Raw genomic sequence first — 12,595 nt, 5'->3', positions numbered from 1 at the left:
CCATGAGCCTGCAACAGTTGTTCCTGATCCTGTTCGCCCGCAAGTGGCTGGTGCTGCTGGTGGCCGCCTGCGTCGTCACCTTCGCGGTCGGCCTGAGCCTGCTGCTGCCCAAGAAGTACACCGCGATGACCTCAGTGGTGGTGGACGTGAAGTCGGTCGACCCCATTCTCGGCGCCTTCATGCCCGGCCAACTGGCCCCCGGCTACATGGCCACGCAGATCGACATCATCACCAGCGAGCGGGTGGCGCGCCGCGTGATCAAGCTGCTCAAGCTGGATCAGTCCGCGGGCCTGCGCGAACACTGGCGGATGACCACCGAAGGCCGGATCGACTTCGAGAGCTGGCTGGTGGAACAACTCGCCAAACGCCTTGACGTGCGCCCCTCGCGCGAGAGCAGCGTGATCAACATCGGCTACGTCGACCTCGATCCGATCCAGGCGGCGACTTTTGCCAACGCCTTCGCCCAGGCCTACATCGACGTGAACCTGGAACTCAAGGTCGACCCCGCGCGCCAGTATGCCAACTGGTTCGACGAACGCACCAAGCAACTGCGGGCCGAGCTGGAGAGCGCGCAGAAGCGCCTGTCGGCCTTCCAGCAGGCGCAAGGCATCGTGGCGACGGACGAGCGGCTGGACCTGGAGAACGCCCGCCTGGCCGAGCTGTCTTCGCAACTGAGCATGGTGCAGTCCCAGCGCAGCGACACCGCCTCGCGCCAGCGCCAGGCCGGCCAGGCCGAGACGCTGCCCGAGGTGGTGCAGAACAGCCTGATCCAGAGCCTGCGCGCAGAGCTGTCGCGCCTGGAGGCCGAGCGTGACCAGCTCGCCTCGCGCTTCGGCAGCAACCACCCCGAACTCAAGCGCATCACGGCCGAGATATCCGCAGTGCGCGAGCGCCTGCAGCTCGAAACACAGCGTGTGGCCAGCTCGCTGGGCACCGCCAACCAGGTCAACGTGTCGCGCGAGGCGGACATCCGCGCTTCGCTCGAAGCGCAGAAGAAACGCGTGCTGGAACTGCGGGCCCAGCGCGACCAGATCGCCGTGCTGCAGCGTGACGTGGAGAGCGCCCAGCGTGCCTACGAGCAGGTCAACCTGCGCCTGACCCAGACCAGCCTGGAGAGCCAGAGCCGGCAGACCAACATCACGGTGCTGACCTACGCGGCGCCCCCCATCCGCCACAGCAGCCCACGCCTGCTCATCAATGCCGTGCTGTCGTGCTTCCTGGGCGGGTTCCTGGGTATTGCGACGGCACTTCTCGCCGAGCTGCTGCAACGTCGCGTGCGCTCCGAGCAGGACCTCACCGAGGCACTCGGCATTCCCTTGCTGGCGCGCCTCCCCTCCGGACGGCCGCGGCGCTGGCCGGGGCCATTCGCACGTCATGCGGGCTAAGGAGTTGACCATGCAGATGCAACATCCCGCCGGACCTGCCGCCCCCAGTCCCGCACGCCCCGCACGCTCGATCGGCAGCCTCCTCGTCGACAGTGGTCGCCTCCGCCCGGAGGAGGCCGAGCAGATCATGCGCCTGCAGCGCGACAACAAAATGCGCTTCGGCGAGGCCGGCATCTCCCTGGGCCTGCTCACCCAGGCCGACATCGACCAAGCCATCTCGCGCCAGTTCGAGTACGCCTACCTGCCGCCCGGTGACACCCGGCTCGACCCCGGCGTGGTGGCAGCCTTCCGCCCCTTCAGCCCGGTCGTCGAGCAACTGCGCGCGCTGCGCAGCCAGATCATGCTGCGCTGGATCTCCGCCGCGCCCGGCAACAAGACCGTCGCCGTGTGCGGTACGCAGCGGAGGGATGGGCGCAGCTTCACCGCCGCCAACCTGGCCGTGGTGTTCTCACAACTGGGCGAACGCACGCTGCTGATCGACGCCGACCTGCGCCAGCCCTCGCAGCACACCTACTTCCGCCTGGACAACCGCAGCGGCCTGGCCAATGTGCTGGCCGGGCGCGCCGGCGCCGAGGTGGTGCAGAAGATCGATGGGCTGGACAACCTGTCCGTCATGCCTGCCGGCACCGTTCCGCCCAACCCGCAGGAGCTGCTGGCGCGCGAGCACTTCCCCGAACTGCTCAAGCGCGTGGCCCAGGCCTTCGACGTGGTGATCCTCGACACCAGTGCCGCTGGCACCGCGGCGGATGCACAAATGGTTGCGGTGCGCGCGCAGGCAGCGGTGCTCGTCGCCCGCCAGGGGGAAACCCCGGTACTGGCCGCGCAGACCCTGACCCAGTCGCTGCTGGGCGCGGGTGTGCAAGTGCTCGGCGCCGTCCTCAACGAGCACTGAGCCCATGCCACCATCACGCCTGGACCTGGACAGCACGACGCTCCCGCCTGGCCTGGTGACGACCCCGGCCAGCCCGGCGGCGCGCCGCCCCTACCTGGCGCTGGCCCTCGTCCTGGGGGGCCTGGTCGCACTCTACCTGCCCAGTTTTACCAGCCTCGCACGCGGGCTGTGGGCGACCGACCAGAACGCGCATGGCCCCATCGTGCTGGCCGTGGCGATGTGGTTCATGCTGCGCCGGCTCAGCCAGCTCGACGGCATGGCGGAACTCACGCTGCGCCCGGCCCCCATCGCAGGCAGCCTCACCCTGCTGGGCGGGCTCGGCCTGTACGTCGTCGGTCGCTCGCAGGGCTTCCACGTGCTCGACGTGGGCTCGCTGATCCCGGTGCTCGCCGGCCTGGTGCTGCTGCTGTGGGGGCCGCAGGTACTGCGCCGCCTGTGGTTCGGCTTCTTCTTCCTGCTGTTCGTGATCCCCCTGCCCGGCTCGCTGATCGACCTGCTCACCCAGCCCATGAAGCTGGCCGTCTCCTGGGGGGCGGAGCACCTGCTGTACCTGGTCGGCTACCCGGTGGCGCGAAGCGGCGTCGTCCTCACCATCGGCCCTTACCAACTGCTGGTGGCCGACGCCTGTGCCGGGCTCAACTCGCTATTCACGCTGGAAGCCCTGGGCCTGCTGTACCTCAACATCACGCGGCACGAATCGGTACTGCGCAACGTGCTGCTGGCCATCCTGATCGTGCCGATCTCCTATGCCGCCAACCTGATCCGGGTCTGTGTGCTGGCGCTGATCACCTATCACTTCGGCGACGCCGCCGGCCAGGGTTTCCTGCATGGCTTCTCCGGCCTCGTGCTGTTCCTGTCGGCGCTGCTGCTGATCATTGCGCTCGACGGCCTGCTGCGCCACCTGGCGGCGCGCCTGCCGCAGTACCGCGGGAGCCGGGCATGAGCAGGCTGCTGACGCGCGACAGCCTGAGCCTGCGCCGGGGTGCCTGCGTGCTGCTGCTGTGTCTGCTCGCCAGCGGCCTCGCCGTGGCCCTCACCCCGCCACGCAACCAGGCCGCCGCGGTGGTCGAGCTGGAGCGTGCCATCCCGCACCGGCTCGGCGACTGGCGCGAGGTGCGCAGCCCGGTCGTACAGATGGCGCTGACCCCGCAGCAACAGCGTGCCGAGGACGGCGCCCAGCAGACCTACGATCAAGTCCTCATGCGCAGCTACTCCGACGGCCAGTCCACCCTGATGCTGGCGCTGGCCTACGGTGCCAACCTGAGCCAGGAGGACAAGATCCATCGCCCCGAGCTGTGCTACGCCGCCCAGGGCTTCCGCCTGAGCCACGAGAGCGCGGTGCGCTTCCCCTTGCAGGCACCCGCGACGCGCCAGCCCATCCCCGGCAAGCGCCTCATCGCGCACGGCGACGGCCGCCGCGAACTGGTCAGCTACTGGATCCGCGTCGGCGACATCTACAGCACCAGCGCGCTGGAATCCCGTCTGCACATCCTCGGCCAGGGCCTGCAGGGGCGCGTGGCCGACGGCATCCTGGTGCGCGTGTCGCAGGTCGTCAGCCCCTTCGAGACGGACGAACGCATCGAGCAAGCCTTCGCCCGGCAGGAACGTTTCGTCGCCGAGCTGGCGACCAGCGTGCCCGATTCACGCACCCAACAACTCCTGGTGCGCTGAGCATGCGATTGGTCTACGCCAGCCTCCTCGCCCTTTTCATGCTCTTGCCCGCTGCGGGCCGCGCGGCCGGCAACGACATGATTCTGGGGGTGTGCGAGCACCTGTGGGGCGCGAACAAGGAGACCATCGATAAGGTACTTCAGGCTGCCGCCCGGGCAAAACTCAGTGTCATTCGGTGGGATGTCCCCTGGAAAGCAGTCGAGGAGGACAAGGGCACACTCAGAATTCCTGAACGCTGGGACTACATCGTCAACACGGGACGCAAGCTTGGCATCGACTCAATGATGATCCTGGACTACGGAAACCCGCACTACGACGGCTTCGAAAAGCCTCGTAGCCCAGAAGCCGTGCAAGCTTTCGCTCGCTACTCCGCCTTCGTGGCTCGCCATTTCCAGGGGAGGGTGAAGTACTACCAAATCTGGAATGAATGGAGCGGTGGCGCGGGCAAGACGCGACCAGGTAACGCGGCAGACTACACACGGCTCGTGAAGGCAGTCTATCCAGTTGTAAAGTCTGCCGACCCCGAAGCAACCGTAATCTCGGGCAGTTTTTCTACGAGCGCTTATGACAGCCTGATCGGCTACGCAAAAAAGAATTCAGTCCTGGAAGACTACTTATCGGAACCAGGAATCGCGCAGTTTGGGGATGCACTCGCCATCCACCCCTATGTCGTTTATCGCGACGGACAGGCCGGGACATACACAGGCTTTGAGACCCTGCTGAAAACAGTCCTCAAAAAGATCAGGAGCACGAAAGGCTTTGAGAGTAAGCCCGTGTTCATCACGGAGCTCGGATGGAGCACCGTGCCCGATCACGAACGCGGCGTAACCGAAATCACTCAGCGTGACTACCTGGCCCGCTCAATCGCGCTCGCACGGAGTTCCGGGATCGCCATGTACTTGATCTACGAGATGCGGGACGACAATCCGAGCACGACTGACCCCGAGGCTGGCTTCGGTTTGCTCCGTCACGATTGGAGCCCCAAACCGTCGTACGACTACTTAGCTAACTGATTCACAGAAGAATCCATACACGATGGGTGTCGCGCTCGTTCTCTCTGTGCTGTTCTTGTCCATGCTGATGGCCGCACGCCCGGCCTATATCGGCTGGCAAGCCAGCAGGGGCATCGCCAGCGTGTTGTTTCCCGTCGCAGGACTAGCTGTGCTCCAGTGCTTCACGGTGCCTCTCGGTGGAGTCTATCCCTCACTTGGCCTCTTGCTGTCCCTAGTGCTCTTGCTCTCGCTCACGCGAACTGATCGACTATTCCGGGAAGCTTGGTTCCTCAGCGCGGCCCTTCTCGTCGTAGCGCATGGCATCAGCATTATGTGGTCGCCCTCGCCTGTACTCGGCTTCAGATACATCATTTATCTGCTGCCATTCTTCAGTATTGCGATTACCACGGCTCGACTGGTTTCGGAAAGCGATACTGCCCGGGATGCACTCTTGCGTACGCTCTTTTTCGCAGGTCTCTTCCAGCCAGTCCTCGTCATCGCTTTTCGTCTGTTTCCGCAGTACGAGCTCGACTTCCTGAGTTCCTCACTGGCCAAGGTTTTCATCTCCCCCAACTCTTTGAGCATGCTTTTCTTCGAGGGACGCAACAATGTGCTCGATCCCTCCAAGTCAGGCGGCGTGCTTGTCAACGCGAACATTGCATCCTGCCTAATGGGCATCATGGCGCTCTCTGCCTGGCAGGTCGGGCAAGCCTTGCAAGATCGCAAGCTTCTCGCTGTGGCGAGCCTTTACTGGCTTGCTGTCTTCTTCACAGGGTCCAAGGCAGGCGCCATCGCCGGCTTGAGTATCCCGCTGCTGGCGCTCGCCATCACCACCTGCAAGACAGGCAAGATCGCCCCACAGCAACTAGTCTTCTCGCTGCTGGTTGCCGCGGCTTTGACGCCTCTTGTGCCCTATGCGATGGATGCCCTGTCCGATAGTGGCTTTGGTGAGGCCTCGTCCAGCACGTTTGCAGTAAGACAGGTCATCTGGGGGTTCGCTGAGAGAGAGTTTCTCGCTACGCCATTGCTTGGACACGGCTTCGGTGGCTGGGAACAGCGCTTCATCGTCTATGCCCTGAGCCACGGTTTGAGCCCCGGCTTTCCTCCACACAACGCGCTGATCATGCTGTGGTCACAAAGCGGCTTGTTCGGCGCACTCGCCGGCGTGATCTTCGCTGCAAGCCTACTCATATGGTCCTTCAAGCATGCTCTCGCCAACGCCCCGCTGGTGCGGCGTTTTGGGCTAGCCGTGTTCTGTGGATTCGTGTGGAACCTGTTTCAAGCACAAGGCGAAAACTTCGGACTGATCGGTGAGGTGCATATCACTGCGGTGCTGGCCGTGTTGGTGGGCGTACTCGCTGGCGTATCTGCCAAGGGTGCCCCGCCGTTCAGTCCGAGCCAATCGCAATCGAAAGCGACCACGACATGAATCCCGGCATCTTCCGGCTTCAACTGTTCAAGCCCTCGGAAACTTTCATCGCCGCGCAGGCGCGTGCCCTGCCGGCACACTGCAAGCCCCTGCTGATCGGACGCAAGCTGTTCGGGCCCGCCGATGCGGCGCTCGAAAGCTGGGTGCCCCCGGCGCTGGGCGGCGGCGCCCTGCTGCGCTACCTGCTGACCGCCACGCCGGCACCTTTCCTGGCCGGTCTGAAGACGCGCGCGCTGGGCCTGCTGCATGCGCACTTCTCGGTCGACGGCCTGTACGCGCTGCCCCTGGCACGCCAGCTCGACATCCCGCTGCTGACCACCCTGCATGGCTTCGACGTGACCACCACGCGCGGCCACTTCCTGCGCAGCGGACGCCCCGCGCTGGTGCGCTACGCCCTGCTGCAGGCCGCGTTGAAGCAGGGCGGGGCGGGCTTCATCTGCGTCTCGCGCTTCATCCGCGATGCGGCGCTGCGCGCCGGCTTCCCGGAAAACAAGCTGCATATCCATTACATCGGCATCGACACTGAGCAGTTCTCGCCGGTGGCGGCCGAGGCCATGCCCCGCTTCGTGCACGTGGCCCGCCTGGTGGAGAAGAAGGGTACGCGCTACCTGCTGGAGGCCTTCGCCCAGGTGCAGCGGCGACACTCCGAGATCAGCCTCGATCTGATCGGCGACGGGCCGCTGCGTGCGGAGCTGGAGGCCCAGGCGACGCAGCTCGGCATTGCGCGCGCGGTGCGTTTCCATGGCGTGAAGGGGCATGACTTCGTGCGGCACACCCTGCGCGGCGCGACCGCCCTGGTGCTGCCCAGTGTGACCGCCGGCTCGGGCGATGCGGAAGGGCTGGGCATCGTCTTGCTGGAGGCCTCGGCCAGCGGCGTGCCGGTGATCGGCACCCGCCATGGCGGCATTCCGGAAGCCATCGTGGAGAACGAGACCGGCCTGTTGGTCGCCGAGCGCAATGTCAGCGAACTGGCGCTGGCGCTCGACTGCCTGGTGACGGAGCGGACCCGGCAGCAGGCCATGGGCGAAGCGGCACGACGCTTCGTCTGCGAACGCTTCGACATTCGACGTCAGTCCGCCGCGCTGTGCGATCTCTACCGGACAGCACAGGCCTGAGCAACTCATGAGCTACGCAAACCCACACGCCACCCTGGCCAAGATCGCGGTCTCCGCGCGCGATGTGATCGGCACCGGTGGCGGCACGGTATCCATCGAAACCAGCCGGCATTTCGCCGAGCGCGGGCACGAGGTGCATTTCGTGGTCGATACCGATGTGCCACGCGGCCTGGAGGGTGTCCGCCTGCACGTCACCGCCTTCGGCAACGCACTCAAGCGCTGGCAGCCCAGGGGACGGATCAGCTTCCGCATCCGCCATTGCCTGCAAGTGTTCCTCTTCTCCCTGCTCGGCGGCCTGCAGGTGCGTCGTCTGGAACGCCAGGGCTTCGTTTCGCTGGACCACAACATCGAGTCCTTCGGCGCCCATGTGCTGGTGCTGCATAACGTGTTCATCGCGCAGTACCGCGCAGATCGCCGGCACTGGATCAAGAAGATCCCGCAGTTCTTCAATCCGGTTTTCGGCTTCCGTCTGCTGCGCGAGCAATGGGCCTTCCGCTCGCCGCGCACCCAGGCAGTGATCGCCGTGTCGGAGCAGACACTGGAGGAAGCGCGCCCCTACCTGCGCGCCGGCCTGCGGCACGAGGTGATCCACAACGGCATCAATCTGGTGCGTTACTGCCCTTGCCCAGAGAGCGAACGGCGCGCCTTGAAGGCAGAGCTGGGCGCACCCGGACGCTTCGTCCTGCTGTTCGTGGGCCACGAGTTCGAGCGCAAACGCCTGGACCTGGTGATCGCCGCCCTCGCCTTGATGCCCGAGGATGTCTGCCTGTGGGTGATCGGCGGGCGCGGCAGCTCGCATGACGCCTACAAGCGCATCAGCGCCGACCACGGCGTGGCCGACCGCGTACGCTTTCTGGGCACCGTGGCAGACACCGAGCGCTACTTCCGCGCGGCAGATGCCTTCGTCCTGCCCAGCGATTACGAGACCTGGGGCCTGGTGGTGCTGGAAGCCATGGCCTGCGGCACGCCGGCCGTGATGACGCCGGTCGGTTGCGCCCCCCATGTGATCCGCGATGGTGAAACGGGTTTCGTCGTGGACTACACCGCCCGCGCGATTGCCGACCGCCTGTTGCAACTGCATGCCGATCCGGCCCTGCATGCGCGCATGCGTGCAGCCGCGCGTGCGATGGCCGAGGCCTATGCCTGGGAGAAGGTGGCGGCGCGCTATCTCGATGTAGTGCAGTCGCTGCATGCACGGAGCCCCCATGGCGCGTAGCGTGTTTGCCATCGTCATCGGCAACCTCGCCTCCAAGGGTCTGGGCCTGGTGCGCGAAGTCCTGTTCGCGGCCTGGTTCGGCACCGGCGAGATCGCCGCCGCGTTCCGTGTCGCGCAGACAGGCTACCTGCTGCCCACCCAGGCCTTGGTCGGCGATGCGCTGAGTGCCGGCCTGCTACCGCTGTACCGGCGATTCAGCAGCACGGACCGCGACCAGGGGCGACTGCTGCTGCTGATCGCCTGCGTCTACGGCCTGCTGTTCTCGGCCACCGTCAGCGGTCTGCTGTTCCTGTATGCCGGCGCAGTCGCCGCCTTCATCGCGCCCGGCGCCTCCGGCGCCACGCTGGCGCTGGCCGCCAAGCTGCTGCAGGTGATGGGGCTGGCCACACCCTTCTTCGTCCTGGGGGGCACGATCTCCTTCATCGAGGCGAGTTTCGGCAGCTACGGCGGCATCGCGTGGCGGCCGGTGTTGCTGAACGTGGGCGCGATCCTCGGTGCTGCGCTGGCAGTGTGGACCAAGCACACGCACTGGCTGGCCAGCGCCATCGTGGCGAGCCACATCGTCTTCTTCCTGTGGACGGTGATGGAACTGCGCAAGCTGGATCGACTGCTGCCCGAGTTGCGCCCCACGCTGGGGGTGATCGCCGAGGTGTCGCGCAGCTTCCTGCGCAACATGCTGCCGCTGCTGGGTCTGCCGCTGATCGCCCAGGTCAACGTGCTGGTGGAGCGCATCGTGTCTTCGTGGATCGGTACCGAAGTGATCCCGGCCGTCGACTACGCCCGTTTTGTGGCAGACACGACGGTGCAACTGATCGCCGTTCCCCTGGGCATTCTCACCATGTCGAAGCATGGCGGCGAGGACGCGCAGGCCATGCAGGCGCATGTGCGGCAGACCACGACGACGATCCTGCTGGTGGCCTTCCCCTTGTCGGCGTTCATCGCCCTGCATGCGGAGAGCGTGGTGCGCCTGCTGTTCGCGCGCGGCGCTTTCGATGCGCACTCGGTGCAACTCACCACCGAGGTGCTGCGCTGGATGGGCGGCGCACTGGGCGCGACCATCACCGCCTACTACCTGGTCAAGGTGCTGAACTCGCAGTTGCGCAACCGCGAGGCCTTGTTCGTCACCGTGCTGGCCGCCGCTGGCAACATGCTGGTCAACCTGCTGCTGTGGCGCAGCCTGGGGGCGCTGACCATCGGTGCGGCGGTAGCCAGCTTCAACCTGATCCTGTTCTTTGCCTGCTTCACCCTGCTGGGCCTGTGGCGCGCGCTGGCCGCGCCGCTCGCCTGGATCGCCCTGGGCTGCGCCGTGCAGCTCGCCTTCTGCGCGTGGCTGGCAAGCGAATTGCTCTATCCCTTTGGAATGCTGGCGAGTGCAACGGCCTGTCTCGTCTGGTGGGGCCTGCTGATCGGCCTGGTGCCACCGCTGCGTGGCGCCGCCCAGCCCCTGCTCCAGCGCGTCCCCGGACTGCGCCGGCGGGCCTCCGACCGAACCCCAAGCTGAGTGAGCGACATGGACACGCCCCTGCAAGAAGGAAGCACGATTCCCCCCGGCGACGTGGTGCTGCTGTCCACGGCCGACTGGGACAACCCGTTCTGGACCAACAAGCAGCATGTGGCGGTGGAGCTCGCGCGGCGCGGCTTCCGCGTGCTCTACATCGACTCGCTGGGCCTGCGCCGGCCCTCCGCCAGTGCGCAGGATCTCAAGCGCATCCTGCGTCGCCTGCGCAAGGCGCTGCGCCGGCCACAAGAAGTACGCCCGAACCTGTGGGTGTGGTCGCCGCTGGTGGTGCCCCTGCAACGCTATGGATTCGTGCGCGCCCTCAATCGCAAGCTGCTCGACTGGGGCCTGCGCTTCTGGATGTGGTACCTGCGACTCAAGCCCGAGCTGTTCTGGACCTACAACCCAATGACCACGCGCCTGTTCCGCTACGACGACTTTCGCTCCAGCGTGTACCACTGCGTGGATGAGATCAAGGCGCAGCCGGGCATGCCGGCCGAGGAGATCGCCGCCGCCGAGAGCGAGCTGACCCGCGACGTCGACATCTGCTTCGTCACCGCCGAGCATCTGCTGGAGACGCGCCGCGAGCTGAATCCCAACACCCACTACTTCTCCAACGTGGCCGACTTCGCGCACTTCGCCCGTGCCCGCGACGCCGCCACCGAGATACCCGCCGAGCTGGCCGCGCTGCCGGCGCCACGCATCGGTTTCATCGGTGCCATCAGCGGCTACAAGGTCGACTTCTCCTTGCTCACCGAGATGGCGACGCGCCATCCGGAGTGGTCCATCGTGCTGATCGGCAAGGTAGGCGAGGGCGACCCCTGGACCGATGCCTCCACGCTGCGGCAGTTTCCCAACATCCACTTCCTCGGCCCGCGCGACTACCAGACGCTGCCGGCCTACCTCAAGGGTTTCGACGTGGCGATGCTGCCCAACATGATCAATGAGTACACCAAGGGCATGTTCCCGATGAAGTTCTTCGAGTATCTCGCGGCGGGTGTGCCCGTCGTCTCCACCCGCCTGCACGCCTTGCAGGCTTATGGCCACGTGGCCTGTCTCGCCGAGGATGCGGACGCCTTCATCCGCGGCATCGAGCACGCCCTGCAGGAAGGCGACAGCACGCTCGAGGCGCGCCTCGACGTGGCGCGCGAGCAGACCTACGAGCGCCGCACCGAACGCATGCTGAAGGTGCTGCGTGCCACCCTGCCAGGCTACCCGGGGAGAACCGCATGAAGGTCGCCCTGATCCAGGATTGGCTGGTCGGCTACGCCGGCGGCGAGAAGGTGCTGGAGCAGATCCTCGCCCTCTACCCGGACGCCGACATCTTCACCGTGGTCGACTTCCTGCCGCCCGGCAAGCGCGACTTCATCCACAACAAGGACACGCACACCACCTTCATCCAGCGCCTGCCCTTCGCCCGCACCAAGTATCGCGCCTACCTGCCGCTGATGCCGCTGGCGATCGAGCAACTGGACCTGTCATCCTATGATCTCGTCATTTCATCCAGCCATGCGGTGGCCAAGGGCGTGCTGACCGGACCCGACCAGGTGCATGTGAGCTATGTGCACTCCCCCATCCGCTACGCCTGGGACCTGCAACACCAGTACCTTGCCGAATCTGGCCTGAAGCGCGGCCTCAAGGGCTGGCTGGCACGCGTCATCCTGCACTACCTTCGGCAGTGGGACGTGCGCACCGCCAACGGGGTGGACCACTTCATCGCCAACTCGCGCTTCATCGCACGGCGCATCCAGAAGGTCTACCGGCGGGATGCCGAAGTCATCTGCCCGCCGGTAGACGTCGCCCGCTTCCAGTTGCGCGAAGACAAGGAGGACTTCTACCTGACCGCCTCGCGCATGGTCCCCTACAAGCGCATTCCGTTGATCGTCGAGGCATTCTCGAAGATGCCGGACAAGCGCCTGGTGGTGATCGGCGAGGGGCCTGACTTCGAGCGCGCCAAGGCGCTGGCGGGCCCCAATGTGAGCCTGTTGGGCTACCAGTCGGCAGAGGCACTGATAGACCACATGCAGCGCGCCAAGGCCTTCGTCTTCGCGGCCGAGGAGGATTTCGGCATCACCCCGGTGGAGGCCCAGGCCTGCGGCACGCCGGTGATCGCCTATGGTCGCGGCGGTTCGCTGGAGACGGTGTGCGGCGAGGGCGAGGCCCGCACCGGCCTGTTCTTCTACGAGCAATCGGTGCCCGCCATCGTGGCCGCCGTCCAGTCCTTCGAGCAGATGCCACAGACGATCGCCCCGCAGACCTGCCGGACGCATGCCGAGCGCTTTTCGCCCGAGTCCTTCCGGGCCGCGATGAAGGCCGCCGTCGAGCGGACCCAGGCCAATTTCGCGCCGCGACGCGCCAGCCCCCTGGCCCCCTGAAACGCACACACAGAGAGTCGAC

General features: G+C 65.9%; 11 protein-coding genes. All 11 read left to right on the top strand.

The features are described from left to right. Positions 1-2 precede the first annotated feature (2 nt). Genes epsF through NMB43_RS02070 form a run of 11 tightly spaced genes read left to right on the top strand, consistent with a single transcriptional unit; the run spans position 3 to position 12,573 of the window. On the top strand, positions 3-1,385 hold the full coding sequence (epsF, locus tag NMB43_RS02120) for a chain length determinant protein EpsF (protein WP_494350509.1): 1,383 nt from the start codon (positions 3-5) through the stop codon (positions 1,383-1,385). Positions 1,386-1,395: 10 nt separating this feature from the next. Continuing rightward, positions 1,396-2,277 carry a chain length determinant protein tyrosine kinase EpsG gene (gene epsG / locus NMB43_RS02115; RefSeq protein WP_494350508.1) on the top strand — a complete coding sequence of 294 codons (882 nt, stop codon included), beginning with the start codon at positions 1,396-1,398 and terminating at the stop codon, positions 2,275-2,277. A gap of 4 nt (positions 2,278-2,281) precedes the next feature. After that, positions 2,282-3,220: an exosortase B gene (xrtB, locus tag NMB43_RS02110; protein ID WP_494350507.1), complete on the top strand. Its 939-nt coding sequence runs from the start codon at positions 2,282-2,284 to the stop codon at positions 3,218-3,220. Next, positions 3,217-3,948 carry an exosortase C-terminal domain/associated protein EpsI gene (locus NMB43_RS02105; protein ID WP_494350506.1) on the top strand — a complete coding sequence of 244 codons (732 nt, stop codon included), beginning with the start codon at positions 3,217-3,219 and terminating at the stop codon, positions 3,946-3,948. Before xrtB ends, NMB43_RS02105 begins: the two co-directional genes overlap by 4 nt. A 2-nt stretch (positions 3,949-3,950) precedes the next feature. Beyond that, positions 3,951-4,961: a cellulase family glycosylhydrolase gene (locus NMB43_RS02100; RefSeq protein WP_494350505.1), complete on the top strand. Its 1,011-nt coding sequence runs from the start codon at positions 3,951-3,953 to the stop codon at positions 4,959-4,961. 22 nt (positions 4,962-4,983) lie between these two features. Then, on the top strand, positions 4,984-6,369 hold the full coding sequence (locus NMB43_RS02095; RefSeq protein ID WP_494350504.1) for an O-antigen ligase family protein: 1,386 nt from the start codon (positions 4,984-4,986) through the stop codon (positions 6,367-6,369). Further along, positions 6,366-7,484, top strand: coding sequence for a glycosyltransferase (locus NMB43_RS02090; protein WP_494350503.1), 1,119 nt, complete (start codon positions 6,366-6,368; stop codon positions 7,482-7,484). Before NMB43_RS02095 ends, NMB43_RS02090 begins: the two co-directional genes overlap by 4 nt. 7 nt (positions 7,485-7,491) lie before the next feature. Then, positions 7,492-8,700, top strand: a complete 1,209-nt coding sequence (locus NMB43_RS02085) for a glycosyltransferase family 4 protein (protein ID WP_494350502.1) — start codon at positions 7,492-7,494, stop codon at positions 8,698-8,700. Further along, a complete protein-coding gene (gene murJ / locus NMB43_RS02080) occupies positions 8,675-10,201 on the top strand; it encodes a murein biosynthesis integral membrane protein MurJ (RefSeq protein ID WP_494350501.1) in 1,527 nt (508 codons plus the stop codon). Before NMB43_RS02085 ends, murJ begins: the two co-directional genes overlap by 26 nt. 9 nt (positions 10,202-10,210) lie before the next feature. After that, a complete protein-coding gene (locus NMB43_RS02075; RefSeq protein WP_494350500.1) occupies positions 10,211-11,431 on the top strand; it encodes a glycosyltransferase in 1,221 nt (406 codons plus the stop codon). Further along, entirely contained in the window at positions 11,428-12,573 is a 1,146-nt protein-coding gene (locus NMB43_RS02070; RefSeq protein WP_494350499.1) for a glycosyltransferase family 4 protein, read from the top strand. Before NMB43_RS02075 ends, NMB43_RS02070 begins: the two co-directional genes overlap by 4 nt. Positions 12,574-12,595: the final 22 nt, after the last annotated feature.

It is taken from the genome of Uliginosibacterium sangjuense (assembly GCF_059132465.1).
The sequence above is the reverse complement of the archived record's forward strand: the minus strand, read 5'-3'. Positions and strand labels throughout refer to the sequence as shown.